Annotated in this window: 26 protein-coding genes and 1 pseudogene; 11 read left to right on the top strand and 16 right to left on the bottom strand. The window is 70.0% G+C overall.

Going from position 1 to position 24620, the window contains the following annotated elements:
- Positions 1-9: 9 nt before the first annotated feature.
- Positions 10-1227, bottom strand: coding sequence for a glycoside hydrolase family 183 protein (locus tag AC2IPW_RS02240; protein WP_003935352.1), 1218 nt, complete (start codon positions 1225-1227; stop codon positions 10-12).
- A 354-nt stretch (positions 1228-1581) separates the two neighbouring features.
- Between AC2IPW_RS02240 and leuA the strand changes: the two genes are divergently transcribed.
- From leuA to AC2IPW_RS02225, 3 genes are all read left to right on the top strand, one after another.
- Positions 1582-3390, top strand: a complete 1809-nt coding sequence (gene leuA, locus AC2IPW_RS02235; protein WP_003935353.1) for a 2-isopropylmalate synthase — start codon at positions 1582-1584, stop codon at positions 3388-3390.
- A 132-nt stretch (positions 3391-3522) separates the two neighbouring features.
- The gene (locus AC2IPW_RS02230) at positions 3523-3897 is read left to right on the top strand and encodes an SHOCT domain-containing protein (RefSeq protein WP_003935354.1); all 375 of its coding nucleotides are present in this window, start codon (positions 3523-3525) and stop codon (positions 3895-3897) included.
- A 25-nt stretch (positions 3898-3922) separates the two neighbouring features.
- Positions 3923-4705 (top strand): crotonase/enoyl-CoA hydratase family protein, encoded by a 783-nt coding sequence (locus AC2IPW_RS02225; RefSeq protein ID WP_486376185.1) that lies wholly within the window; start codon positions 3923-3925, stop codon positions 4703-4705.
- Here the strand turns inward: AC2IPW_RS02225 and AC2IPW_RS02220 are convergent.
- Together AC2IPW_RS02220 and AC2IPW_RS02215 are read right to left on the bottom strand one after the other, a co-directional pair.
- The gene (locus AC2IPW_RS02220) at positions 4702-5238 is read right to left on the bottom strand and encodes a DUF488 domain-containing protein (RefSeq protein ID WP_486376184.1); all 537 of its coding nucleotides are present in this window, start codon (positions 5236-5238) and stop codon (positions 4702-4704) included. The genes AC2IPW_RS02225 and AC2IPW_RS02220 overlap by 4 nt on opposite strands.
- 42 nt (positions 5239-5280) lie before the next feature.
- Complete coding sequence (locus AC2IPW_RS02215) at positions 5281-6699, bottom strand: potassium channel family protein (protein ID WP_416062537.1); 1419 nt, start codon at positions 6697-6699, stop codon at positions 5281-5283.
- A 156-nt stretch (positions 6700-6855) separates the two neighbouring features.
- Between AC2IPW_RS02215 and AC2IPW_RS02210 the strand changes: the two genes are divergently transcribed.
- Entirely contained in the window at positions 6856-8109 is a 1254-nt protein-coding gene (locus tag AC2IPW_RS02210; RefSeq protein ID WP_486376183.1) for a MurT ligase domain-containing protein, read from the top strand.
- On the top strand, positions 8102-8809 hold the full coding sequence (locus AC2IPW_RS02205) for a type 1 glutamine amidotransferase (RefSeq protein WP_003935359.1): 708 nt from the start codon (positions 8102-8104) through the stop codon (positions 8807-8809). Before AC2IPW_RS02210 ends, AC2IPW_RS02205 begins: the two co-directional genes overlap by 8 nt.
- A gap of 165 nt (positions 8810-8974) precedes the next feature.
- On the opposite strand, the gene AC2IPW_RS02200 is transcribed toward AC2IPW_RS02205, so the two are convergent.
- Positions 8975-9691, bottom strand: a complete 717-nt coding sequence (locus AC2IPW_RS02200) for an ANTAR domain-containing protein (RefSeq protein WP_486376182.1) — start codon at positions 9689-9691, stop codon at positions 8975-8977.
- 256 nt (positions 9692-9947) lie between these two features.
- On the opposite strand from AC2IPW_RS02200, the gene AC2IPW_RS02195 reads away from it, so the two are divergent.
- Positions 9948-10181 carry a hypothetical protein gene (locus AC2IPW_RS02195; protein WP_003935361.1) on the top strand — a complete coding sequence of 78 codons (234 nt, stop codon included), beginning with the start codon at positions 9948-9950 and terminating at the stop codon, positions 10179-10181.
- A gap of 214 nt (positions 10182-10395) precedes the next feature.
- The gene (locus AC2IPW_RS02190; RefSeq protein ID WP_200863118.1) at positions 10396-10536 is read left to right on the top strand and encodes a hypothetical protein; all 141 of its coding nucleotides are present in this window, start codon (positions 10396-10398) and stop codon (positions 10534-10536) included.
- A gap of 44 nt (positions 10537-10580) precedes the next feature.
- Here AC2IPW_RS02190 and AC2IPW_RS02185 read toward each other — a convergent pair whose 3' ends face one another.
- From AC2IPW_RS02185 to AC2IPW_RS02165, 5 genes and pseudogenes are all read right to left on the bottom strand, one after another.
- Positions 10581-10979: a hypothetical protein gene (locus AC2IPW_RS02185; RefSeq protein WP_486376181.1), complete on the bottom strand. Its 399-nt coding sequence runs from the start codon at positions 10977-10979 to the stop codon at positions 10581-10583.
- A pseudogene (locus tag AC2IPW_RS02180) lies at positions 10916-11185 on the bottom strand (ABC transporter permease); the annotation flags it as partial. The pseudogene AC2IPW_RS02180 and the gene AC2IPW_RS02185, both read right to left, overlap by 64 nt.
- 8 nt (positions 11186-11193) lie before the next feature.
- Positions 11194-12777, bottom strand: a complete 1584-nt coding sequence (gene fadD5, locus AC2IPW_RS02175; RefSeq protein ID WP_486376180.1) for a fatty-acid--CoA ligase FadD5 — start codon at positions 12775-12777, stop codon at positions 11194-11196.
- 271 nt (positions 12778-13048) lie between these two features.
- Positions 13049-13828 (bottom strand): enoyl-CoA hydratase, encoded by a 780-nt coding sequence (locus AC2IPW_RS02170; protein ID WP_486376179.1) that lies wholly within the window; start codon positions 13826-13828, stop codon positions 13049-13051.
- A complete protein-coding gene (locus AC2IPW_RS02165) occupies positions 13825-13989 on the bottom strand; it encodes a hypothetical protein (RefSeq protein ID WP_486377075.1) in 165 nt (54 codons plus the stop codon). The genes AC2IPW_RS02170 and AC2IPW_RS02165 overlap by 4 nt, the downstream gene beginning before the upstream one ends.
- 248 nt (positions 13990-14237) lie before the next feature.
- On the opposite strand from AC2IPW_RS02165, the gene AC2IPW_RS02160 reads away from it, so the two are divergent.
- The gene (locus tag AC2IPW_RS02160; RefSeq protein ID WP_486376178.1) at positions 14238-15515 is read left to right on the top strand and encodes a TetR/AcrR family transcriptional regulator; all 1278 of its coding nucleotides are present in this window, start codon (positions 14238-14240) and stop codon (positions 15513-15515) included.
- 193 nt (positions 15516-15708) lie between these two features.
- On the opposite strand, the gene AC2IPW_RS02155 is transcribed toward AC2IPW_RS02160, so the two are convergent.
- Positions 15709-16386, bottom strand: coding sequence for a GntR family transcriptional regulator (locus AC2IPW_RS02155; protein ID WP_486376177.1), 678 nt, complete (start codon positions 16384-16386; stop codon positions 15709-15711).
- 3 nt (positions 16387-16389) lie between these two features.
- Positions 16390-17541 (bottom strand): acyl-CoA dehydrogenase family protein, encoded by a 1152-nt coding sequence (locus AC2IPW_RS02150; RefSeq protein WP_486376176.1) that lies wholly within the window; start codon positions 17539-17541, stop codon positions 16390-16392.
- 129 nt (positions 17542-17670) lie between these two features.
- Here AC2IPW_RS02150 and AC2IPW_RS02145 point away from each other — a divergent pair, with 129 nt between their 5' ends.
- Together AC2IPW_RS02145 and AC2IPW_RS02140 are read left to right on the top strand one after the other, a co-directional pair.
- Positions 17671-19185, top strand: coding sequence for an aldehyde dehydrogenase family protein (locus AC2IPW_RS02145; protein ID WP_486376175.1), 1515 nt, complete (start codon positions 17671-17673; stop codon positions 19183-19185).
- Between the two features lie 5 nt (positions 19186-19190).
- Positions 19191-20165, top strand: a complete 975-nt coding sequence (locus AC2IPW_RS02140) for an oxygenase MpaB family protein (RefSeq protein ID WP_486376174.1) — start codon at positions 19191-19193, stop codon at positions 20163-20165.
- A 57-nt stretch (positions 20166-20222) separates the two neighbouring features.
- Here the strand turns inward: AC2IPW_RS02140 and AC2IPW_RS02135 are convergent, their stop codons facing one another.
- From AC2IPW_RS02135 to AC2IPW_RS02120, 4 genes are all read right to left on the bottom strand, one after another.
- The gene (locus AC2IPW_RS02135; RefSeq protein WP_054373314.1) at positions 20223-21722 is read right to left on the bottom strand and encodes an MFS transporter; all 1500 of its coding nucleotides are present in this window, start codon (positions 21720-21722) and stop codon (positions 20223-20225) included.
- Positions 21723-21822: 100 nt separating this feature from the next.
- Positions 21823-22380, bottom strand: a complete 558-nt coding sequence (locus AC2IPW_RS02130) for a TetR/AcrR family transcriptional regulator (protein ID WP_003935372.1) — start codon at positions 22378-22380, stop codon at positions 21823-21825.
- Positions 22377-22985, bottom strand: coding sequence for a recombination mediator RecR (gene recR, locus AC2IPW_RS02125; protein WP_003935373.1), 609 nt, complete (start codon positions 22983-22985; stop codon positions 22377-22379). The genes AC2IPW_RS02130 and recR overlap by 4 nt, the downstream gene beginning before the upstream one ends.
- 9 nt (positions 22986-22994) lie before the next feature.
- Positions 22995-23318: a YbaB/EbfC family nucleoid-associated protein gene (locus AC2IPW_RS02120; RefSeq protein ID WP_040781537.1), complete on the bottom strand. Its 324-nt coding sequence runs from the start codon at positions 23316-23318 to the stop codon at positions 22995-22997.
- Positions 23319-23395: 77 nt separating this feature from the next.
- Between AC2IPW_RS02120 and AC2IPW_RS02115 the strand changes: the two genes are divergently transcribed.
- On the top strand, positions 23396-24154 hold the full coding sequence (locus AC2IPW_RS02115) for an Rv3717 family N-acetylmuramoyl-L-alanine amidase (RefSeq protein ID WP_486376173.1): 759 nt from the start codon (positions 23396-23398) through the stop codon (positions 24152-24154).
- Here the strand turns inward: AC2IPW_RS02115 and AC2IPW_RS02110 are convergent.
- Complete coding sequence (locus tag AC2IPW_RS02110) at positions 24151-24585, bottom strand: SRPBCC family protein (RefSeq protein ID WP_003935377.1); 435 nt, start codon at positions 24583-24585, stop codon at positions 24151-24153. The genes AC2IPW_RS02115 and AC2IPW_RS02110 overlap by 4 nt on opposite strands.
- Positions 24586-24620: the final 35 nt, after the last annotated feature.

The raw sequence follows: 24620 nt of genomic DNA, 5'->3' as shown, positions 1-24620 counted from the left end.
ACGGACGGCTCATCCCCCGATGGTCGTGCGCAGCAGCATCACGTTGTAGTCGTTCCAGCGGGACGCGACGAAGTAGAGATCGTTGCCGCTGGACCACGGGTGGATGTACGGCGCGTACAGGCCGCTGATCCGATCGCTGGTGACGAGCCCGCGCGGCGCGCTCCACGGGCCCTCCGGCCGCGCGCTCGTGCGCATCTCGATCCGGCCGCCTTCCTCGTTGCCGTAGAGGAGGACGAACGTGCTGCCGGTCCAGTGCACCGACATCTCGCCGACCGGGCCGTCGACGACGGGCACCGCCGCATCGATTCCGCCGAGCACCCAGCCGGTGCCGGTCCAGAACTCGTAAGCGCCGAGGTCACGGATCTGCGCCTCGGGCACGCGGGAGACGTAGGCCGGTCCGAAGCGGCCGTTGGGCGTGCCGAAGTCGTAGACGTATCCCTCGTGCTTCACATACGCGTGCTGCTGGAACCCGGCATTGCCGACGGCCAGCTGCTGGACGCCGGGCACCTCCACGGGTGTGTTGATCCGCGCGGTGGCCGGGTCGACGGTCCACGTTTCACCGTTGTCGGTCGAGTACGCGAGGGCGGAGGCGTTGGTCCACCATTCTCCCGGGTCGCCCCAGGCGCGTACCGACATGAAGTTGATGTACTGGGTGCCGCCGACGGCAACGGCGGCGGTGGGCACGACGGTGGTCTCGACGCCGTCGATGCCGATGCTGCCGAGGATCTCCCGGGCGAAGTTCGGGTCGGAGGCGAGCACCGGCGCACCGGAATAGCGATCGCCGGGACGGGGGTCGGGTACGGCGATGCCGTCCGACAGATCGGTGTCCGCGCTGCGCATGAGGATGTTGCGGCGCCATTCGTCGCCCTCGACCGAGCAGTCGCCGAAGGTGTCGCCGAAGGCCATGAGCACCTGGCGGCCGGGGCCGGTTTCACCGTTGTCCCACATGATTCCCAGATCGGTACCCGAGACGGAGAACCGGGTGCCGGTCCAGTTCGGGCTGCGCGGCCCGGTGACCCAGGCGACGGTGCGGGTGGGACCGGAGGTGAGCGTCGGAAGGGGTCCCTGTGGTGTCCCGGCACCGGGGTTGCTGCTGCCGAAACCGCTGCTTCCGGGTCCGGAATTCCCGCAGGGTTCGGCGTGAGCGGTGGCGGCGAACGGCACCGCGCAGCCGAGCGCCAGCAGCAGCGCGGAGGAGAACGTCGTCGCCGACCGGACCGCGCTCATGGACTCTCCTCCCGTCCGGATGACCGGATCGCATCTTCCGCAGGACTTCTGTGACAGGTGATGCTCATGTGACGAATGAGGTCAACGTATTGGATCGGCACGGACCGCGACTGGGCCCTCCGTATCGATCCCGTCACGTTCGCGCGAGCCGGGCTGCCGGGGACCGGTCGTGGAACCTCCCACCTCCGGGTGGGCTCCGGCGGGGCCGACGAGTACACTGCCTGGCATGCAGCGCGCGCTTCTCCTCGGCCGCCGCGGCGGGATCTGACCAGACCGGCTTCCCGTCGCGGGGTGTTGTCGCGCCGGTCGTATCCTCATCCGGACTCACCGGTCCCCATTTTTTGGAGCTACGTCATGTCACCCGCCGACGCATTCACCTCCGGCTCGCGCACGATCACGCCGCCGAGCAAGCCCGCTCCCGCTGATCAGCCGGGGTGGAACAAGCAGAAGAACTCTTCGATGCCGACCTACCGGTACCGGCCGTTCGCCGAGGAGGTCGAGCCGGTCACGCTGCCCGACCGCACCTGGCCGGACAAGATCATCGACCGGGCACCCGCCTGGTGCGCCGTGGACCTGCGTGACGGCAATCAGGCGCTCATCGACCCCATGAGCCCCGCCCGCAAGCGGCGCATGTTCGACCTGCTGGTACGCATGGGCTACAAGGAGATCGAGGTCGGCTTCCCGTCGGCGAGCCAGACCGACTTCGACTTCGTCCGGGAGATCATCGAGGACAACGCGATTCCCGACGACGTCACCATTCAGGTGCTGACGCAGGCCCGTCCCGAACTGATCAAGCGCACCTTCGAGGCGTGCGCAGGGGCTCACACGGCCATCGTCCACTTCTACAACTCGACGTCGATCCTGCAGCGCCGCGTGGTGTTCCGGGCGGACAAGGACACGGTCAAGAAGATCGCCACCGACGCGGCCGAGCTGGTGCTCGAAGAGGCGAAGAACCACCCCGACACGAACTGGCGGTGGGAGTACTCCCCCGAGTCGTACACCGGCACGGAACTGTCGTATGCCAAGGAGGTGTGCGACGCGGTCGTCGACACCCTGGGCGCGACCCCCGAGAACCCGGTGATCATCAACCTGCCGGCCACGGTCGAGATGGCCACGCCGAACGTCTACGCCGACTCGATCGAGTGGATGCACCGCAACCTGGCCAAGCGCGACTCGATCATCCTGTCGCTGCACCCGCACAACGACCGCGGCACCGGCGTCGCGGCCGCCGAACTGGGCTACCAGGCCGGCGCCGACCGCATCGAGGGCTGCCTGTTCGGCAACGGAGAGCGCACCGGCAACGTGTGCCTGGTGACCCTAGGCCTGAACATGTTCAGCCGGGGCGTGGATCCGCAGATCGACTTCTCCGACATCGACGAGATCCGCCGCACCGTCGAGTACTGCAACCAGCTGCCCGTGCCCGAGCGGCACCCCTACGGCGGCGACCTGGTCTACACCGCCTTCTCCGGCAGCCACCAGGACGCCATCAACAAGGGCATGGACATGATGAAGGCCGACGCCGACGCCGCGGGCACCGACGTCGACGACCTGACCTGGGCGGTGCCGTACCTGCCCATCGACCCGAAGGACGTGGGCCGCAGCTACGAGGCCGTGATCCGGGTCAACTCGCAGTCCGGCAAGGGCGGCGTGGCGTACATCATGAAGCACGACCACGGCCTGAACCTGCCGCGGCGGCTGCAGATCGAGTTCTCGCAGGCGGTGCAGCGGGTCACCGACGGTGAGGGCGGCGAGGTCAGCCCCAAGGAGATGTGGGACATCTTCCACGAGGAGTACCTGGCTCCGACCACTCCGCTCGAGCGGATGCGGCAGAAGGTCACGGCGGCCGAGACCGACGACGGCACCGACACCGTCACCGCGGTCGTGAAGTACCACGGCAAGGAGCAGGAGATCACCGGGTCCGGCAACGGGCCGCTCGCGGCCTTCGTCGACGCCCTGGAATCCCTGGGCTACCAGGTGGCCGTCCGCGGCTACGCCGAGCACGCCATGTCGGCCGGCGACGACGCGCTCGCCGCCGCGTACGTCGAGGCGGACGTGACCCGGCCCGACGGCGTCACAGCTCTGGTCTGGGGCGCCGGAATCGCACCGTCCATCACGACGGCCTCGCTGCGCGCGGTGGTGTCGGCGGTGAACCGGGCGCACTGAGCCTTTCGAGTCCCACGAACGCCTGTCGATTCGGCAGGAATCCGGACGAATGCGGCGGTACTCTTCCCCGGGGAGTGCCGCCGCATTCCGCGTTTTCCCACCTCGCGCGTGCCCCACGAAAGGGAGCGTCACATGGATTTCTGGGACATCATCTGGTTCATCATCGTCAGCTTCGCGTTCATCGCGTACCTGATGGTGCTCTTCTCGATCATCGGCGACCTGTTCCGCAACCACCAGCAGTCCGGCTGGATCAAGGCGATCTGGATCGTCTTCCTGATCTTCGTGCCGTTCCTGACCGCACTGATCTACCTGATCGTCAACGGCAAGGGCATGGCCGAGCGCTCCGCTAAGGAATACGCGCAGGTCAAGCAGGCCCAGGACAGCTACATCCGCGAGGTCGCCGGCAAGTCCCCCGCCGAGCACATCGCCGATGCCAAGGCGTTGCTCGACGCGGGCACCATCACCGAAGCCGAGTACCAGGCGCTCAAGGCCAAGGCGCTGTCCTGACCACCCGTCCGCAGGACCGAGAGCGATGACGTCGGATCCGGTGCTGGTCGACCGCGACGGACCGGTCACCAGCATCGGCATCAACCGTCCGCACGTGCGCAACGCCGTCGATCGGGCGACGGCCGAAGCGCTGGCCGGCGCCTTCCGCGCCTTCGACGCCGACGACGACGCGGCGGTCGCCGTGCTGCACGGCACCGGTGGCACCTTCTGCGCCGGCGCCGACCTGAAGGCGATCAGCGAGGGACAGCCGAACCGGGTCGCCCCGGACGGGGACGGGCCGATGGGTGTGTCGCGCATGCGGCTGTCCAAGCCCGTCGTCGCCGCGATCTCGGGGCACGCCGTGGCGGGCGGGCTCGAACTGGCCCTGTGGGCCGATCTGCGCGTCGCCGAGGAGGGGGCGGTGCTGGGGGTGTTCTGCCGCCGCTGGGGCGTGCCGCTGATCGACGGCGGCACGGTGCGGCTGCCGCGGCTCATCGGCGAGAGCCGCGCGATGGATCTCGTCCTGACCGGCCGCGCCGTCGACGCCGAGGAGGCATTGCGCATCGGGCTGGTCAACCGGCTCGTCCCCGTCGGCCAGGCACTCACCGCGGCCCGGGCGCTCGCGGCCGAGATCGCCGCCTTCCCGCAGACCTGCCTGCGACGGGACCGCCTCTCGCTGCTCGAGCAGCACGGGCTCGCCGAGGACCAGGCCCTGCTCAACGAGTTCCGGCACGGCGCGGTCTCCCTGGCGCACGACACGCTCGAGGGCGCGTCCCGGTTCGCCGGCGGTGCCGGGCGGCACGGCAGTTTCAGTGAGCCCGGTACCTAACCGTCCGCGCCACTGCCGTCCCACACCACCTGCCCGTCCGCCCGCATGCGGGCACCCGGCGCCGCCTCGTGCGCCAGTAGGCGGCCGTCGTGCATGAGGTGCTCGACGTCGCGGTCGAAACGCAGCACGACGATGTCGGCGACGAGGCGGCGGTGGCATCGCCACCACACGCTCTCGCTGCACATCATCGCGGTCCGGCGCCGTGCGGACTCCTCGAGCAGCCCGTCGAGCGCGTCGGCGAACTCTTCGGTGCGGGTGTGGGCGGCGTAGGCGGCGAACTGCTCGACCCGCCACCACGAGTCCTCGGGTGTGGTCCCGGCAGGGAGCCGCCGCCGGCCGCCGAGCCGCCGCTCGAGCCGGTAGTCGATGCCGGCATCGGCCAGCCATTGCGTCATCGCGTCGCTCGACAGGTCCGGGTTGCGCCGGCTGCCCGGGAAGCGGCGGACGTCGACCAGCGACTCGACGCCGGCGGAATGCAGCAGCTCGGCCAGCTGCGTCCGGTCGAGCCGTCCGTGCCCTACGGAGAGCAGCATCGCGACGATCCCTTCCCTCGGGTCGGTTTCCCTCCGGCGTACTCACTCCGCCGGCATACCCACCCGCCCGGCATACCCCGCTGCCGGCTGTCGCATGCCCGTCCCCACGCCCGCGGCCGGCGCGTGCCGGCAGCCACCCGGCGACGCGATCGGCAGTTCCTCGAACCGGCCGTCCGGGAGGCGCAGGTGCACATGCACCGCCCCGGCGACCACCCCCAGCGGTTCGCGACCGAGCAGGCGCGCGAGCACGTAGGTCGCGCTCAGGCTGGTCACGTCGCGGATCACGCCGAGCGGCAGCAGCGAGCCCGTCTCGGCGAGCACCTCGCGCTCCCCGGCGCGCAACACCAGCCGCAGGCCCGGTGCGATGCCCTGGACGGCGAGCGAGACCGCGACGTTGTCCCGGTCGTCGGACCCCACCGCGGCGAGCGCGACCGCCCGACGGACCCCGACGCGCTCGAGCAGCCGGCGGTCGCCGCCGTCGCCGACCACTGCGGGGATGTTCAGGTCGCGCACCAGCCGCAGATTGCGCGCATTGGTGTCCCGCTCGACACCCACCACCGGGATACCGAGGTCCCGCAGCTCCCGGCACAGTCGCAGACCCACCTGCCCGAGGCCCACGACGATCACGTGCCCGGAGCGGGGCAGCGAACGAGGGCCGAACAACGCGGTCAGGCGCGGGCCCAGCAGCCGGTCCACGACCCCGGCGGTGAACATGGCGGTGAACACGATCGTCGCCAGCATCGCGGTGGACGCGATCGCGGCGTATGCCTCGTTGCTGTGCGGGTCGGCCGCCGGTCCGACCGTGGTGACCACGCGGACTGCCTCGTGGAACGCGTCGATCGTTCCTTTGCCCTCCCCGAAGGTCAGCCAGGCCCAGTCGCCGAACAGCACCGCCGCCAGCCCGAGCAGCCCGGCCAGCAGGATGCGCGTGCCGGTCTCGTGCGTGCGCAGCACCGCGGTGAGCTGACCGGCCCACCGCTGCCACACCATGCGGCGCGGCACCGCCACCGGCACCTCGTCGAGCACGTCACCGGCCACGCGGATGCCGCGCGGTTCGCGGGTGGAGGTCACGGCCAGCAGGTCGGGGGCCACGCACGGACCGGCCAGGGACGCGGCAGCAAGGTCGGCCGGCGACGTCACGTCGCACTGCGGCAGGAACCGCGCGAGCTGATCGCCGATCGTGCGGTCGAAGATCGTCGCGACCATCGGTGCGTCCGGCTGCAGATGCGCCGCGGCGAGCGCATACCGCAGCGCGACCACGTCGTCCTGCAGGAGCACCGCGATCCCGGCGACCGGCGACCGGTCCAGCAGGGCCCGCAGCTCCTCGTCGTCGGGCCGCGGCGCGTGCCGCACGGCGCAGCCCAGGGCGACGAGCGAGGCGCAGACCCGGCGCGCGACCGTGGTGTCACCCACCACGACGTAGGTACCCGTGTTCCCGCTGGTTGTGTCCGCATCCGCCACGGCGACCACCTCCCCGCCCCAGGGGACCACGCCACCTGGGGGGACGCATCCGGCACCGACGGTTCTGTGAGCGATTCACACCGGCGCAGCGGCGTGTGACGGCGCGGACACGGCGGCGCCGCGGCGCTGCCGTGTCCGCTGTGGAAAACTCGCGACGTGGGTACAAGCACTCGAATCACCGGGCGCGGGCGGCTGGCGCTGCGCGCAGCGAAGGCCGCCTCGTGGGCGTCGCTGAAGGCGGGACGTGGCAAAGGGTCGATGATCGGCGGTCTCGTCGCGCTGAAGATCGATCCGCGCCTGATGGAGCAGCTCGGCCAGGGCCGGCGCACCGTCCTGGTCACCGGCACCAACGGCAAGTCCACCACCACCCGGATGACGGCGGCGGCACTGGAGACGATGGACTCCGTCGCCACCCAGGCCGACGGGGCGAACATGGACGCCGGCATCGTCGCGGCGCTGGTCGCCAACCAGGACGCGCCGCTCGCGGCGATCGAGGTCGACGAGTTGCACACCCCGCACGTCGCGGACGCCCTCGACCCCGAAGCGATCGTGCTGCTCAATCTGAGCCGCGATCAGCTCGATCGGGTGGGCGAGATCAACATGATCGAACGCAAGCTGCGGGCCGGTCTCGAACGGCACCCGGACGCGGTGGTCGTCGCGAACTGCGACGACGTGCTCGTCACGTCCGTCGCCTACGACCACCCGAACGTGGTGTGGGTGGCAGCGGGTGCCGGGTGGGCGGGCGACTCGGTCAGCTGCCCCCGCACCGGCGAGCCGATCCTGTGGGAGGACGGGCACTGGCGCAGCACGGGCTCGGAATTCGCGCGGCCCGAACCGGATTGGTGGGTCGACGACGAGAATCTCTACGGCCCGGACGGGCTGGTGCTGCCGATGACGCTGACCCTGCCCGGGCGCGCCAATCGGGGCAACGCCGCGCAGGCGGTGGCCGCGGCGGTCGCCCTCGGCGCAGATCCGGCCGCGGCCGTCGCCGCCGCGGGTGTCGTCGAGGAGGTCGCCGGCCGGTACAAGACCGTGCAGGTCGGTCCGCACTCGGTGCACATGCTGCTGGCGAAGAACCCGGCCGGCTGGCAGGAGGCCCTGTCGATGATCGACCCGACGGTCGACGGTCTGGTCATCGCGGTCAACGGGCAGGTACCCGACGGGGAGGACCTGTCGTGGCTGTGGGATGTGCGGTTCGAGCACTTCGAAAGCGTGCAGGTGGTGGCGTCCGGCGAACGCGGCACCGATCTGGCCGTGCGGCTGACCTACGCCGGGGTCGAGCACACGCTGGTGGCCGATCCGGTCCGGGCCATTGCGTCGTGCCCGCCCGGACGGGTCGAGGTCCTGGCCAACTACACCGCGTTCCGGGATCTGAACACCGCCCTGGCGAAGGGAGCTGCGCATGTCTGAGTCCACCGTGCGGATCGGCCTCGTACTGCCCGATGTGATGGGCACCTACGGCGACAGCGGCAATGCGCTGGTCCTGCGGCAGCGCCTGCGGATGCGCGGCCACGACGCCGAGGTCGTATCGATCAACCTGACCGACCCGGTGCCCGATTCCCTGGACCTGTACACCCTCGGCGGGGCCGAGGACTCGGCGCAACGCCTCGCCACACGGCATCTGCAGCGGCATCCGGGTCTGCAACGGGCGGCCGAGCGGGGCGCCCCGGTACTGGCGATCTGCGCGGCCATCCAGGTGCTCGGCAACTGGTACCAGACGTCGGCGGGCGAACGAGTCGACGGCGTCGGCCTGCTCGACGTGACCACCGCTCCGCAGCAGACCCGCGCCATCGGCGAGGTGGTGACCACTCCCCTCGACGACGCGCTGCACCTGCCGTTGACCGGATTCGAGAACCACCGCGGCGGAACGACCCTGGGGCCGGATGCCCGTGCCCTGGGCCGTGTCACCCGGGGTGTCGGCAACGGCGTGGGCGACGGCGTCGAGGGCGCGGTGCAGGGTTCGGTGATCGGCACCTACATGCACGGACCGGTCCTGGCCCGCAATCCCGAGTTGGCGGACCTGCTGCTGGCACGCGCGCTCGGCGTGGACTCGCTGCCGCCGCTGGATCTGCCGGAGGTCGAGCAGTTGCGGCGCGAACGACTGGCCTGACCCGGCGCCCGCGCACATCCCCTGGACAGGGGTTCGGCCCGGGAAATCGCTTTCGCGTTCACCGGGCCGGATCTCTGCTTCACGAGCCTCTGTCGTCCTCGGACGTCTGCTCGATTCGCACTACCGATGTTATCTGCATCACACCCCGAGCGCAAGGGTCAGGACTCAACTGCGTTTTTTCGTCTCGTGGTGATGCTGCTCGACGACGGTGCGGGCCAGTTCGGCGACCTTGACGTTGAGCTGTTGCGACGTCCGGCGGAGCAGGTCGAACGCCTCGACGTCGGAGATCTTGTTCAGCGCCATCAGAAGACCGACTGCCTTGCCGATCTCCCGGTTGCTCTCGATGCCGTTGCGCAGTGAGGCGATGTCCTCGCCCCGGGACGCGGCGGCGACGGCAACGGCGGCGAAGGCAGCCAGAACGCTGCCGTGGGTGGCGGACGCGAGGTCGAAGGCCCCCGGTGTATCGGAGAACAGGTTCAGCGACCCGACCTTGCGGTCGTCGACTCGCAACCGGAATCCCATCGCTCCACGCACGGGCGTCTGCGTCACGATGCCGGGCGCCAGGTGCGGCCATTGCTCGGAAACGTTCAGGTCCGGCTCGATCTGGGCGGCGTCTTCCTCGATCGCGTCCAGGCACGGCCCCTCACCGGTCACGCGCTCGAGGTCGTCGATGTGCCGCGCGACGTCGTCGGAGGCACCGACGGTGACGTACGCCTTACCTTCCCGCAGCATGAGACTGGCACGGTCGCAGCCGGGGACCAGCATCGTGGCGGCCACACAGATCGCCGAGTACGTCTCGGAAGGGCCGGCGCCGCGATAGACGATCTCGGCGAGCGCGGTGAACACCGTCGCCGGATCGGCCGCGGACTGACCGTTGTGCATGAGCGCTCCTCGCCCTCTTCTTGCCGCGCCTCCGGCGCGGGCCCTCGAACCGCCATTCAATCAGACATGCGGAAACACCCACGATCCGCTGGGACGGCGAATCCGCTCGCCACGAGCGAATTCAGCCCCGACGAGCGACCCGGGGCCCGAGTTGGACAGTCGCTCGAGTAGCACTTGTCGCTGTGATGGGGTACAACACATCGGCATTGGTTTTGTGAACCAAGTCACGGATTGCTTGCAGGGGGATAAACCGAATATGACAGGCACGGCAACGCGCCAGCACACCGCACGCTACGAGGACGTCCGGAGCGTCCCGATGGTGCTGGTGTCCACCACCAGCTCGTCGACGCGAGGGTGGCGCGCCGCTCTCGGGCACACACTCGGCACCGCCGTCTCGGTCGGCGCCGCAGCCCTCATGGTCACCGGCCTCACCGCGGTCGGTGCGACCACCACCGTCACGGGTCTCGTGTCCTTCCTCCGGACGAACTGATCGTCCAGGTCGACCGAGCCCCGTTCATCCGACACCACAGACAGGAACACCACCACACATGCACACCTCCGCTGTCGCCGCACCCCGTCGCTCCATGAGCACCGAGGAGATCAAGGCCCGCATCGAGGCCATGTTCGCGGACCACGACCAGCAGGAGCGCCCGACGGCCGACTGACGGTCGGCGCTCGGGCCGCACGTCGAGAGGAGAACAGATATGAACGCGAACGTGGTCGAGCTGCTGCTGCTGCTCGGTGCCGCACTGGGCGGCACCGCAGCCTTCAAGGCCTACCTGGCGCGACCGGATTCCACGCATCCGCCCGTATCCGACGACCTGGTCCGCCCGCCCCGATACTGACGACAGAGCACCCGTCCGGAAGACTGCCTTCCGGACGGGTTTCCTCATTCCGGACGGCCGAACCCGCGGAGCGCGGCGCCGGCCGGCCCCGAGGCGCGGTGCCACGCTCCGGACAGGACCGGCACTGTTCCCGGGGACCATCGGGACAGCTGTCCGCGGACCGCGGTGACCGGAGTGAGCAGCCGATCGGCGGTGTCCACGATCCGCTCGATCTTGCGGAGGGTCCGGTCGACCCGGTCGATCGACGCGCCGAGGCGGTCCACAGCCACCGCGCAGTTGCCGAGTTGCTCGTCGAACCGGCCGAGCACGCGGTCGAAGGTCTCCAGCGAGACGCCGATCCCCTCGGCCGCCCCTTCGACCCGGGCGATCGTCGCGTCCGCTCGCGGATGGTGCGGGAACCCAGGTCGGCGCAGATCGCGGAACCGCCGAGCATCAGCGCGCACACCAGCGCCGCGGCCTGACCCACCCCGACGAACGCGCCGGAGTACGCGCCGGCACCGAGCCGGCCGGCGAGGGAGCCGACGGAGACCGCGAGGAGCACGCCGACGGGCAGCATCAGCAGCAGCGCCGGGCCGCTGCACACCTTCGCCATGAACAGCGCCTGCGTGATCGTCTCGCGGAGCGCGAGACGACGGCCCGCGACGGCTCTTCGGCGTCTCAGCCCTGGACGACCGCCGACAGGCCGCCGCGCAACTGGTGCTTGACGACCTTGCCGCTCGCGTTGCGCGGCAGGGCCTCGACGATCACGACGTCCTTCGGATGCTTGTAGCGGGCGAGCCGCTCGTCGAGGAACGGCTGCAACTCGTCCAGGGGGAGATCATCGTGGCCGGGCCGCAACGCGATCACCGCGACCGGCACCTCGCCCCACTTCGGATCCGGACGTCCGATCACGGCGGTCTCGAGGATCTTCGGGTGCGAGAACAGCACGTTCTCGACCTCGGCGCAGTAGATGTTCTCGCCGCCGGAGATGATCATGTCCTTCTTGCGGTCGACGACGTAGACGAATCCCTCGTCGTCGACGCGCACGAGGTCACCGGAGTGGAACCAGCCGCCGTGGAACGCATCCGCCGTCGCGGCTGGGTTGTTCCAGTACTCGCTCATCATGGTGGGTCCGCGATAGACGATCTCGCCGACCTGACCGGGAGCCACGTCGTTCATCTCGTCGTCGACGACCCGCGCCTGGATGGTGGGGATGACGCGGCCGACGGAGCCGAGCTTGCGCAGCGCGTCCTCGCCGTCGAGTACGCAGGTGATGGGCGACATCTCGGTCTGGCCGAACACCGCGACGTTCGACGCGTCGGGGAACGTCGCGGCCATCGCGCGCAGGATCGTGTCGGACGACGGTGCGGCACCCCAGGAGATGTTGCGCAGGGCCAGCTTCCGCGGGTTCGCCTGCTGTGCCGCGCACACCGCCTGCCATTGCACCGGTACCAGGAACAGGTTGGTGACCTGCTCGGCCTCGAGGACGTCGAGCAGCTCGTTCGGGTCGAACGCCCCCACCGGATGGATCACCGTGGTGAGGCCCAGCATCAGGTTGGGTGCCATCGCACCGAGTGCCGCGATGTGGAACATCGGCGAGGCGCAGAACCCGACGCCGGACTCGTCGAACAGGTGGAACGCACGGATGCATGTGAGTGCCTGCGCGGACATGTTGCTGTGGGAGAGCACCGCGCCTTTGGGCCGTCCCGTGGTCCCGGACGTGTACATGATCAGGGCGGGGGTGTCGTCCGGGACGTCGACGGCCGGGTGCGGCTCGCCCGTCTCGGCGACCAGGTCCTCGTAGGCGAGGCTGCCGCCGTCCGGAGCCCCGCCGACGGTGACGGACAGGCCGAGCCCGTCGCTCTCCGCGCGGGCCGCGGCGGCCAGCGGAGCGAGTGGCGCCTCCACGACGATTGCCGAGGCCCCGCTGTCGTTCAGCAGGTACGCCACCTCGGGTGCGGTGAGACGGAAGTTGACCGGCACGGCGATCGCGCCGAGGGCGTTCGCGGCGAGCACGGTTTCGAGGTACTCGGGACGGTTGAGCATGAGCACGACGACCCGGTCACCGAAGCCGATGCCGCGCCGCGCGAGGGCGTCGGCAAGCCGCTCGACCCGGTCGTGCAACTCCGCCCACGTGATCGACCGGCCCTGGAACCGCAGCGCGGTGCGGTTCGGGATCATCAGGGCGTGCCGCCCGAGGTGGTTGTTCCAGTTGTTGCGACGCAGGCGTTGCGTCTCGGCGAGGGTGGAGGCGGTGACCATGAGGATTCCTCTCGGGGCGTGGCGGGGTGCCAACGGGACGCGATCCCGGTTCTCGATGTGAGGCACATTACCGGCAGCGGCCATGTTCGGCCAGCGCTTTGTTAATGGTGATTCTCGTCGGATCAAGCGCGCGGAGGAGTGACGGCCACGTGCGTCACGAATCGCCGTCGACATCGAATGATTCTGTTGCCCAACGGCTGAACCGGATACTCCGGCGTGCGCGCGCTCGGGCAGCGGCCTGGTTTCCCTACCGAAAGTGCACGGACTGTCGTCAGGAGAAGCGCGGTGGTCGCTTCTCGAGCATCGCCATGACCGCCTCGGCGAAGTCCGCCGAGGCGAGCAGCTCGGTCTGGCCGCTCTTCTCCCGTGCCAGCGCGTCGTCGAGCAGGCCGAGCGTCGCGGCATGAAGTGCCCGCTTGGTCAGTTCGAAGGCGCGCCGTGGTTTCGTCGCCGTCCGGGCCGCCACGTCCGCGATATGCGCGGCGAACTGCGCGTCGGGCAGGGCGCGCGCGACGAGGCCGAACCGGTCGGCATCCGCGGCGGACACCCGCTCGCCGAGCAACGCCATCTCCGCGGCCCGCGCACGCCCGACCGCCGCCGGGACGAGCAGGCTCGCTCCGCCGTCGGGCATCAGCCCCATGTTCACGAACGACAGCAGGAAATAGGCGCTCTCGGTGGCGTAGGTGAGGTCCGCTGCAACGGCCATCGACACCCCCACGCCCGCGGCGGGGCCGTTGACGGCGGCGATCACCGGCACCGGAACCGTCGCGATGGATCGGATCACCGCGTTCGCGACGTCCATGACCTCGGACGGGTCGGCCGGGTTCGTCGCTGCGGCAGCGAGATCGGCGCCGGTGCAGAACGCGGTCCCCGCACCGGTGAGGACGACGGTGCGGATCCGGGGATCGGTGCCCGCCTCGTCCAGCGCGGCGCCGAGGGCCCGCATGGTCGGTAGATCGACGGCGTTCATCCGCTCCGGCCGGTCGATGGTCAGCCGCAGGATGCCGTCGGCGAGTTCCGAGCGCAGCCCTTCCACTGGAGGTGTGCTCACGCCCCGGCCCCCTGTGCGACGAATCCGCGCAGCCGGCCTCCGATGATCGACTCCGCCTCGGACACCGTGCGGTCGACGAGTTCGGCGCGGCCGGCCCACATCATCCCGCCTTGGACGATGGGGTGCTCGACCCCGAATGCCTCGGTGAATCGGGTTCTCACGGGACCTCCTCGAATCCTGGACCTGCGCCGCGACGCGCATCGGACGGACACGTCCGGCGCAGCGGCCGGACACCGTGGTACATCGGGAATGCTCGTTAACTTTCGTGGTGCGCAGTCGCGTTTGTCAAGGGTCCTCCGCTGGCCTTTCCGTCGAGTACCGCACTCCGATTCGCCGACGCGAATATGGTGTTGGCCGCTAACGTTTGCGATAGGCTGCCGGCATCACGCCCGGCACGGATGGAGGTACGGTGGCGGAGCAGACCCGGGCCGGTTCGCGGGCGACGCGGACACGGTCGACCGCCCGCACGGCGACCGAAGGCGCACCGGCTCCGCGACAACGGCCGAAGAACCGCAAGGCACAGATCGCGGCGGTCGCCGCCGAGGCGTTCAGCGAACGCGGGTACCACAGCGTCGGGATCGACGAGATCGCCGCCGCGGTCGGCATTTCCGGCCCCGCCCTCTACCGGCACTTCCCCAACAAGTACGCGTTGTTCCGCGACGCCGCGCTGAGCCTGGGCACAACGCTCGGGACGGCGGTCGCCGAAGCGGACGCCGTGTGCGCCTCGATCGCCGACCCCGCCGAACGCCTCGACCGCCTGCTGCTCGCCGCCATCCGCACCACCGTCGAATGCCGCCGCACCGCCGGGCTCTACCGGTGGGAGAGCCGATATCTCACCGCGGAGGACCGCGACGCGGTCCGGCGGGAGATCTGGGGGGTCAACCGCCGGATCGGGGCCGCGCTGGCGGCGCTGCGCCCCGAGCTCCCGGAACCGGACAACGTCGTCCTCAGCGCGGCCATGCTCAGCGTCGTCGGCAGCATCACCGCACACCGCGCCCCGCTGGCCAACCGCCGGATCGAGCGGCTGCTCCTCGATGCCTGCCGGTCCGTCGCGCGTGTCCGTCCGGCGACGACCGACCCGTCACACGACGAGCCGCCCCGCGCCCCGGGCCTCGCCGTCGCCAACAAGCGTGAGGTGCTGCTGCACGAGGCGATCCTGCTGTTCTACGCCCGCGGGTACCACGACGTGAGCATCGAGGAGATCGGTGCGGCGGCCGGCATCAACGCCTCCGGCGTCTACCGGCACTTCGCGAGCAAGGCCGACCTGCTCGCCGCGGCCTTCCACCGGGCCGCGGACCGGCTCGCCGTCGCCGTGAACGGCACGCTGGCCGACTCCACGACTCCGGCCGAGGCGCTGCGCTCCCTGACCCGCGTGTACGTGCAGTTGTCGTTCGCCCGCAGCGAGCTGATGGTCGTGTACTTCACCGAGATCGGTAACCTGCCCGATTCGCACCGCACCGACCTGCGCAACATCCAGCGCCTCAACGTCGAGGAGTGGGCCCGCCTGCTCGGCGAGGTGCGTCCGGACCTGTCCGCCGTCGAGTGCCGATTCCTGGTGCACGCCGCGCTCAACCTCGTGCTCGACGTCGGACGTCTCCTGCACTTCGACGCCACACCCACCAACGAGACCCGCATGCAGCAACTCATGCTGGCGACCCTTCTCGGCGACACGGCGGCGGACGCGTGACGCGCACGGCGCTCGCCGTCGTCCGGGCCGGCGACGCCGTCGAGGCAGTACTCACCTTCGACCGTCAGGAGTGACCATGACCGTGGCCGACGAGCTGGCCGCACTGCGCAGCCGCCCCAGTGCGGCGGCACCCCCGCGCGCCGGGGCCGAATGTGACATCCGGTCGATCACATCGACCGGATGTCACATTCGGTCAATCGGGGCGCCGGTCCAGGTGCTCGAGCAGCCGGCGGACCGCATCGTCGAACTGCCCCGCGGTCTGCGCGATCACCTCGTCGCGATCCCCCCTGCGGAACGCGTCGATCAATCGGGCGTGCGAGTCGACGGCCGACCGGCCCCACTCCGGGTCCGCCGTGTAGAGCCGATAGGGGGTGTAGCGGGCCGCGCTGTAGAGGAACCAGGCGAGCTTCGGACTGTCCGCGATCCGGTTGACCTCGCGATGGAACTCGAACTCCGCGGCGGCGATCCAGTCGGCATCCGCCGACGAGACCGCGCGCCGCAGCTCGTCGTTCAGCGCGGTGAGCCGATCGAGATCCTCAGGCTCCGCGACGCGCAGTACCCGCACCGCCAGTTCCACGGCGATCTGTTCCTGCAGCCAGAAGATGTCGGTCACGTCGCCCCGCCCGAGCGGTGAGACGACGTAACCGCGGTTGGGCACCGACTCCACCAGCCCTTCCCCGCGCAGGGTCAGCAGCGCCTCCCGGACCGGGGTGACACTGACCCCGAGTTCGGCTGCGGTCTCGTCGAGCCGCACGAAGTCGCCGGACCGCAGCGCGCCGGAGATGATGAGGCCCCGCAGGTGGATCGCGACCTCCTCCGAGAGCTGAGGCCGTCGCCGCAGGGAACGGGCCGCCCGGGCCGGTGCCGCCATCGTCTACAGCCCGTAGCTCTTGCCGATGATGTCGCGCTGGATCTCGTTGGTGCCGCCGAAGATCGTCGACACGACCGTGCGACGGACGTGGTGCTCCATGTCGAACTCGGTGGCGTATCCGTAGCCACCCATCATCTGCATGCCTTCGAGGGCCGTCTTCTTGGCGACCTCGGTGGCCTTGAGCTTGACCATGGACGCCTCGCGCGGGAACAACTTGCCCGGGTTGTCGTCGACGAGCCGCGCGACGCGGTAGACGAGCAGGCGCGTGGCCTCGATCTCGGTGGCCAGGTCGGCGACGCGGTGGCGGATGACCTGGAACGTGCCGACCGGGCGGCCGAACTGCTTACGTTCGGTGACGAACTTCAGGGCGTCGTCGAAGGCGCGCTGCGCGGTGCCGAGCATCATCGCGGCCAGGATGAGCCGCTCGGTGTTCAATCCGGCCATCAACTGGGTCCAGCCGTTGCCGACCTCGCCGACGACGGCGTCCTCCGGCAGATGCACGTCGGTGAGGTAGAGGTCGTTGACCTCCTTGCCGCCCATGGTCTCGATGCCGCTGATCTTCAGTCCCGCAGTGCCGGCCGGCAGGTGGAACATCGTCAGGCCCTGATGCTTGGCACCGCTGCGGTCGGTGCGGGCGACGAGCAGGATGTTGTCGGCGAAGTGCGCGTTGGAGCACCAGGTCTTCTGGCCGTTGATCAGCCAGCCGTCGTCGACCTTCTCGGCGCGGCAGGTCAGGGCGCCGACGTCGGACCCGGCCTCGGGCTCGGACATGGAGATGGACTGGGATCTGCCTTCGACGATGCCGCCGAGCACCGTCTCCTTCTGCGCCTGCGTGCCGAACTTCTCGTAGGCGGCGCCGGTGATGAGGGTGGGTCCGATGCCGCCGATCGGTGCCATGCCCGTCGTGCTCTGCTCGAGCAGGATGCACAGGTCGACCGTGCTGCCGGCGGAGCCGCCGAACTCCTCGGGCACCGTCACCCCGAGCCAGCCGAGCTCGGCCATCTTCCGGTACAGCTCCTGGCTGTGGCTGTGCTTGCCGTGGTCGGTGAGGGCGTCGCGCTGTTCGCGGGTGCCGACCTCCCGTCGGCAGAAATCGGCGACGGCTGCCGCGAAGTCCTGCTGCTCGGGAGTGAATTCCGTCAGGTTCGTGTGCATGGGATCGGCCTCCTGGCCTGGACAAGTAGTAGGGGGTTGTCGACATCGGACGCGCCGCCTAGTGTGATATCCACGACAGTGAATCACATCAAATATATTTGATGTGGCCCATCGAAGGAAGCGGCGCCCATGACCCAGGAACTCACGCCCACCGATACCCAGCCCCCGAACCCTCCGGGGGAGACCTTCGCGAGTCTCGACCCGCGCAACGGGTCCGTCCTCGCCGAGTATCCGATCGCCGGCGCCGCCGACGTCGCCGCTGCCGTCGACCGCGCGCATTCGGCAGCCCGATGGTGGGCCGACCAGGGCTTCCGTGGCCGCCGCGACTGGCTGCTCGAGTTCAAGAAGGCCGTCGCCGCCGACGCCGAGTCCCTCGCGGCCCTCGTCTCCGCCGAGACCGGCAAGCCGCGCGGTGACGCCTTCCTCGAGGTGATGCTCGCGATCGAGCACCTCGACTGGGCCGCCCGCAACGCCAGGAAGGTGCTGCGCCCGCGCAGGGTGCCGTCCGGCCTCGCCAGCGCCAACCAGCGGGCCACCCTCGAATACCAGCCGCTCGGCGTCATCGGCGTCATCGGACCGTGGAACTACCCGGTCTACACCCCGATGGGTTCGATCTCCTACGCCCTCGCCGCCGGCAACGCCGTCGTGTTCAAGCCGTCCGAGCTGACCCCCGGCGTGGGCAAGTGGCTCGAGGAGAAGTGGAACGCGCTCGCCCCCACGCAGCCGGTGTTCCAGGTGATCACCGGTCTCGGCGAGACCGGGGCGGCACTCGCCCGCTCCGGCGTCGACAAGATCGCCTTCACCGGCTCCGGTGCCACCGCCCGCAAGGTCATGGCCGTGTGCGCCGAGACCCTCACCCCGCTCGTCGCCGAGTGCGGTGGCAAGGACGCGATGATCGTCGCGGAGGACGCCGACCTCGACAAGGCCGTGGAAATGGCCGCGTTCGGCGCGTTCGGGAACGCGGGACAGACCTGCGCCGGCGTCGAACGCATCTACGTCGTCGATTCGGTCTACCGGCAGTTCCTCGACAAGCTCACCGCGACCATCGAGCGGGTGCGCCCCGGCGGCAGCGACGACGCGAGCTACGGACCGATGACCCTGCCCCGGCAGATCGACATCGTGCGCGGCCAGATCGACGACGCGCTCGGGCACGGCGCCCGCGCCGTCGTCGGCGGCCGTGAGTCGGTACACGACCGCTACGTCGACCCGGTGATCCTCACCGACGTCCCGGAGCGGTCGTCGGCCGTGTGCGAGGAGACGTTCGGCCCGACGGTGGTGGTCAACAAGGTGCGCGATCTCGACGAGGCCGTCGAGCGCGCCAACGCCACCGACTACGGCCTCGGCGCATCGGTGTTCACCAAGGACCGCGCTCGCGGACGGAAGATCGCCGACCGCCTGCGCACCGGCATGGTGTCGGTGAACTCGGTGCTCGGTTTCGCGGGCATCCCGTCGCTGCCGTTCGGCGGCATCGGCGAATCCGGGTTCGGCCGCATCCACGGCGCCGACGGCCTGCGCGAATTCAGCCGGCCCAAGTCGGTGACCGTCGAAAAGTTCCGGGCCCCGCTGAACCTGCTCACCCTCGAACGCAGCGCGCGGGACATGAAGATCGCCGCGTGGATGCTCCGCACCCGGCACGGGCGGTGACGGCGATGACGTCGACCTCCCCCGACCGCACCCGGGAACGCACGCGCGGGGCGTCCGTCGTCGCCCACCCCGACGCCCGGACCGAGAAAGCCGCCACCTTCCCCGCGCCGAACCAGGACCCGCACGCCGGATTCGGCCGATTCGGCTGGCTGAAGGTGATCGAGGGCCTGGACCCGGTCACCCACCACCAGGACATCCTGCGGATCACGGCCGGGTACGAGTTCCCCTGGGACTACCAGCGGTCGCTCGAGTTCGCGCTGTTCCGTACGTACTGTGTGCCGAGCATCTCCGCGCTGCTGGCCCGCACGGGCGAGTTCGAGCACCGTCCGCAGAAGCGCTACGACGACACCGCGATCCTGATGTCCGAACTCGTCGAGCACGGCTACGATTCCGACCGGGGTCGCGAGTCGCTGCGCAACGTCAACCGGATGCACGGCAGATATTCGATCGACAACGACGACATGCTCTACGTCCTCTCGACGTTCGTCTACGACCCGATCGACTGGATCGACCGCTACGGCTGGCGGCGGTTGCACCCGCACGAGCGTCTCGCCTCGTTCCACTTCTACCGCCAGGTGGGAATCCGGATGGGGATCAAGAACATTCCGGGGTCGTACCAGGACTTCCAGCGGTTCAAGCTGGACTACGAGGACGAGCACTTCACCTACAGCGACGACAACCACCGCATCGGCACCTACACCCTGCGGCTGTTCCAGTCGTGGTACCCGAAGGTGCTCGCACCCGCCGTCGCCACGGCCGTGTACTCGCTCATCGACGAGCGGATGGCTACGGCATTCGGGTTCCCGCAGGGCTCCCCGCGGGTCCGGGCCGTCGCGGAAGCCGCGCTGCGGGCCCGGTCGGCGGTGGTACGCCGGCTGCCGAAACGTCGGACCTCGATGGCCGCGAGCAATCCGAGCAACCGCACGTATCCGGGTTACCCGGAGGGCTATCGCCCGCGGGACCTCGGCGTGGAGTACTAGACCCGGGGAGGGAGGAGGCCGGTTCGCCGTCTGCGCGCAGGCGGCGGACCGGCGCACTCACACGGACGGCACTTCGGAGGTGACGTGCTCGACGGGCCGCCGGTTCGCCGCCGGCAGCGCGAGCGCAGCCACGAACACCACCACCGCGCAGGCGGCGCACGCCAGGTAGGCGATCGAGAATCCGGCCGTGCTGATGCCGCCGTTCACCAGATGCGCCGCGAGCACGGTCGCGACCACGGCGCTGCACACCGTGCTGCCCGTGGTGCGCAGCAGCACGTTGACGCCGTTCGCCGCGGCGGTCTGTTCGAGCGGGACCGCACCCATGATCAGCACCGGCAGTGTGCAGTAGACGAGCGTGGTGCCGATGGCGGCGACGCCGAGCGCCACCACCACCGACCACAGCGGCTTGTCGGGCACCGCATGCAGCGAGTACCCGCCCAGCAGGAACAACGCGCCGGCCAGCATGGGGACCTTCGTGCCCCACCGGTCGGACAACCGCGCGGCGACGAGGGCGAACGACATCATCGCGAAGCTCGCCGGCAGCTGGCACAGGGCCGCGAGCAGGATCGGCAGCCCGTATCCGGCGCCGTGGTCCGGGTCGGCCTGCAGCAACTGCGTGGTGATGAGGGTGTTGCCGTAGAACGCGAATCCGACCAGCAGGGCGGCCAGGTGCGGCATCAGGACCGTGCGCCGCGCCGAGGCCCGCAGGTCGACGAGCGGATTGCGGTTGCGCAGCTGCTGGAATCCCCACAGTCCGAACAGCACCACGGCGGCGGCGAACATCGACAGCACCGCGGGGCTGGTCCAGCCCCAGGTGCTGCCCTGGGTGAGGGGGACGAGCAGGCTCACCAGCGCGGCGCTCAGGCCGACCGCGCCGACGCCGTCGAACCGGCCGCCGGTGCGGGTGCGGGACTCGCGGATGAACACCGCGGCCGCGGTCGCCACCGCCGTGCCGATCGCGGTGGTGACCCAGAACAGCACGTGCCAGTCCGCGAACTGGACGATGGCGGCGGCGAACGGGATACCCAGCGCGGTGCCCAGACCGAGGGTGGAGCTGAGCAGGGCGATGGCGCGTCCGACGCGGGCCTTGGGCAGTTCCTCCCGCAGGATCGACATGCCGATCGGAATGACCGCCGCGCCCGCGCCCTGCAGGCCGCGGGCGGTGATGAGGACCGCGATGTTCGAGCTGATCGCGCACAGCAGCGATCCGACGGTCATCAGGACCAGCGCGACGAGCAGCATGCGCTTCTTGCCGACCATGTCGGCGAGCCGCCCGAAGATCGGGGTCATCACGGCCCCGACGAGCAGGGTGGTCGTCACCAGCCACGACACGGCCGTGGTGCCGGCGCCGGTCAGCGCCGGCATGCTCGGCAGCAGCGGCACCATGACCGTCTGCATGATCGCCTGGAAAATCGCCCCGACCGCGAGGATCGGGAAGACGAAGCGCGACGGCCGGGGCGCGGCCGCCGTCGTCGCCCCGCGGACGGACGGCACGGCGAGCGACCGGTCCGGCCGGGACCCGCGCAGCCGGAGGGGGTGGATGGACACGTACGCCATCGGTCCTCCTCCGTGCGGGGTGAATAATTGTTTACAAGGCTAAGTGAATAGCCGTTTACCCCGCAACAGAGGTGACCCGCATCTCACTCCGGGCCGTCGGTCACTCCGCCCCGTCGAGCAGCTTCTGCACCAGCGGCGCGTACCGCGCCACCACGTCCGGCACCGAACCGGTGGCCCGCTCCCCGAGCATGCGCCGCCGCATGATCGCCAGACCCATCACCATCGACATCGCCAGCTCCGCCCGCAACCGTGCATCCGGGCCGGGCAGCCGTGCCGCGAGCGCGTCGATCATCTGCTTCGAGTAGTTCTCCCGGAGCTTGCGGTTGCTCTCCTCGCTCGCCCCACTCATGAAGAGGATGTTCATCGAGAGCGGCTTGTACGGTTCGAGCGGGCGCGCCAGCATCGACACCATCCGCTCCCCCAGTTGTTCGAGGGGTCCGTCGAACAAGACGTCGGCTGCGCTCTGGAAGTCGACCAGCGCGTCGAACAGCTGTTCCTTGGAGCCGAAGTACTTGATGATCAGCGCCGGGCTGACCCCGGCGTCCTCGGCGATGTCCTTGAGGGTGATCTCCCGGTACGGACGCGTCGCGAACGCCACGCCGGCCGCGTCGAGGATCCGGCGGCGCGTCTGCTCCCCGGTGCGTCTCGGGGCGGTCACAGTGTGCGTCGGCCCGAGAGCGCCCGCCCGAGGGTCAGCTCGTCGGCGAACTCGAGGTCGCCACCCATGGGCAGACCGGATGCCAGCCGCGTCACGGTCAGACCCGGGAAGTCCCGCAGCATCCGCACGAGGTACGTCGCCGTGGCCTCGCCCTCCGTGTTGGGGTCCGTCGCGATGATCACCTCGGTGACGTCGACGCCGTCCTCCTGATTGCCGATGCGCGTGAGCAGCTCACGGATCCGTAACTGGTCGGGACCGATGCCGCTGAGCGGATCGAGCGCGCCACCGAGCACGTGGTAGCGCCCACGGAACTCGCGGGTGCGCTCGATGGCCTGCACGTCCTTCGGCTCCTCGACCACGCAGATCTGGGTCCGGTCCCGGCGCGGATCGGAACAGATCCGGCACCGCTCCTGATCCGACACCGTGCCGCACACCTCGCAGAACCGGACACCGTCGCGCACCTGCTGCAGGGCCGCCTGCAGCCGGTCGATCTCCGGTGGCTCGAGCGACAACAGGTGGAACGCGATGCGCTGGGCGCTCTTCGGACCGATGCCCGGCAGCTTGCCGAGCTCGTCGATCAGATCCTGGACCGGTCCCTCGTACACGTGACTCCTCTAGAAGCCGGGCAGACCGGGGATGCTGCCGCCGAGCCCACCGGCCAGGGGGCCGAGCTTCTCGGAGGCGATCTCCTGCGCCTTCGCCGACGCGTCGGCGATCGCCCCGATCACCAGATCCTGCAGCGTCTCCACGTCCTCGGGGTCGACGACCTTCGGGTCGATGCGCAGCCCGACGACCTCACCGGTCCCCTTCACCGTCGCCGTCACCAGGCCGCCACCGGCCTGGCCGGTCACCTCCGCCTGCGCCATCTCCGCCTGGGCGGCCATCAGCTGCTGCTGCATCTGCTGCGCCTGCGCCAGGAGCTGCTGCATGTCGGGCATTCCACCGGGTTCCACAGGCATGTCCTTTCCGCGGGATTTCGCAACTCAGGGTAGTCCGTCCCCGGTACCGTGACGGAATGCGCGTGCGTGGACTGTCCCGCCGGATCACCGTCGCCGCCACCTGCGTGCTGGCCCTGTCCCTGCCGGCAGTCCCGGCGACCGCGACCCAGGACCTGCCGCTGACCGGGCGCACCGTCATCCTCGACCCCGGCCACAACGGCGCGAACGACGCGAGCATCACCACCCAGGTGCCCACCGGCCGCGGCGGCACCAAGAACTGCCAGACCACCGGCACCAGTACCGACTCGGGCTACGCGGAGCACACCTTCAACTGGGACGTCGCGATGCTCGTGCGTGCCGAACTCGAGCGGCTCGGCGCGCACGTGCTGCTCAGCCGCCCCGACGATGTGTCCGTCGCAGCCTGCGTGGACCGGCGCGCCGAGGAAGCCAACGCCTCCGGCGCGGACGTCGTGGTCAGTCTGCACGCCGACGGCGGTCCCGCCGACGGTCGCGGCTTCCACGTCAACTACTCGGCGCCCCCGCTCGACGAGGTGCAGGCCGGTCCGTCCGTCGCCCTCGCCGTCGCCGTGCGCGACGCCCTCGTCGACGCCGGACTGACCCCGTCCACCTACCTCGGCACCGACGGCCTGCTCGGCCGCGACGACCTGGCCGGCCTCAATCTGGCGCGACGGCCGTCGGTGCTGGTCGAGCTCGGCAACATGCGCAATGCGACGGACGCCGCGACGATGACCGATCCCGACGGGCGGCAGCGCTACGCCACCGCCGTCGTCGCCGGGATCGTCACGTTCGCCGGCGACCCCGCCGAGGCCCTCTAGTCCAGTTCGCGCTTCAGGTTCGCCAGCACCTGCTCCTGGATCTTGCGCAGCCCGAGCGGCGCGAAGGTCTTCTCGAAGAAGCCGCCGATGCCACCCGCCCCCTTCCACTCGGTCAACGTCACCACGGTCGAGCCGGTGCCGTTGGGCACCACGCTCCACGTGGTCACCAGGGACGAGTTCGCGTCTCGCTCGGTGATCGTGCTGCCCGAGACCGCCACTCGCGCCTCGACGTCGCGGGCCCGCTTCTTCGTCGCCTGCAGGATCCAGTGCACGACCGTGCCGTCACCGCGGCCACCCGAGAGCACCCGGTAGTCGCGGTACTGCTCGGTGAGGATGCGCGGACGCACCGACTCGTAGTCCGCGAGCGCCTCGAGCACCCGCTCCGGTGCCGCGGTGAGCTGAATCGAACTGCTGGCGCTTACCTGTCCCACTGTTCCTCCTGTTGCTCGTGGGCCGCTCGTGGCGC

The sequence above is a fragment of the Rhodococcus sp. NS-SX18 genome, from assembly GCF_057367935.1.
The sequence above is the reverse complement of the archived record's forward strand: the minus strand, read 5'-3'. Positions and strand labels throughout refer to the sequence as shown.

Coding starts and splice junctions, on each gene's coding strand:
- AC2IPW_RS02240 (WP_003935352.1), bottom strand. CDS start 1,227: ATGAGCGCGGTCCGGTCGGCGACGACGTTCTCCTCCGCGCTGCTGCTG.
- leuA (WP_003935353.1), top strand. CDS start 1,582: ATGTCACCCGCCGACGCATTCACCTCCGGCTCGCGCACGATCACGCCG.
- AC2IPW_RS02230 (WP_003935354.1), top strand. CDS start 3,523: ATGGATTTCTGGGACATCATCTGGTTCATCATCGTCAGCTTCGCGTTC.
- AC2IPW_RS02225 (WP_486376185.1), top strand. CDS start 3,923: ATGACGTCGGATCCGGTGCTGGTCGACCGCGACGGACCGGTCACCAGC.
- AC2IPW_RS02220 (WP_486376184.1), bottom strand. CDS start 5,238: ATGCTGCTCTCCGTAGGGCACGGACGGCTCGACCGGACGCAGCTGGCC.
- AC2IPW_RS02205 (WP_003935359.1), top strand. CDS start 8,102: ATGTCTGAGTCCACCGTGCGGATCGGCCTCGTACTGCCCGATGTGATG.
- AC2IPW_RS02200 (WP_486376182.1), bottom strand. CDS start 9,691: ATGCACAACGGTCAGTCCGCGGCCGATCCGGCGACGGTGTTCACCGCG.
- AC2IPW_RS02195 (WP_003935361.1), top strand. CDS start 9,948: ATGACAGGCACGGCAACGCGCCAGCACACCGCACGCTACGAGGACGTC.
- AC2IPW_RS02190 (WP_200863118.1), top strand. CDS start 10,396: ATGAACGCGAACGTGGTCGAGCTGCTGCTGCTGCTCGGTGCCGCACTG.
- fadD5 (WP_486376180.1), bottom strand. CDS start 12,777: ATGGTCACCGCCTCCACCCTCGCCGAGACGCAACGCCTGCGTCGCAAC.
- AC2IPW_RS02155 (WP_486376177.1), bottom strand. CDS start 16,386: ATGGCGGCACCGGCCCGGGCGGCCCGTTCCCTGCGGCGACGGCCTCAG.
- AC2IPW_RS02150 (WP_486376176.1), bottom strand. CDS start 17,541: ATGCACACGAACCTGACGGAATTCACTCCCGAGCAGCAGGACTTCGCG.
- AC2IPW_RS02145 (WP_486376175.1), top strand. CDS start 17,671: ATGACCCAGGAACTCACGCCCACCGATACCCAGCCCCCGAACCCTCCG.
- AC2IPW_RS02140 (WP_486376174.1), top strand. CDS start 19,191: ATGACGTCGACCTCCCCCGACCGCACCCGGGAACGCACGCGCGGGGCG.
- AC2IPW_RS02135 (WP_054373314.1), bottom strand. CDS start 21,722: ATGGCGTACGTGTCCATCCACCCCCTCCGGCTGCGCGGGTCCCGGCCG.
- AC2IPW_RS02120 (WP_040781537.1), bottom strand. CDS start 23,318: ATGCCCGACATGCAGCAGCTCCTGGCGCAGGCGCAGCAGATGCAGCAG.
- AC2IPW_RS02115 (WP_486376173.1), top strand. CDS start 23,396: ATGCGCGTGCGTGGACTGTCCCGCCGGATCACCGTCGCCGCCACCTGC.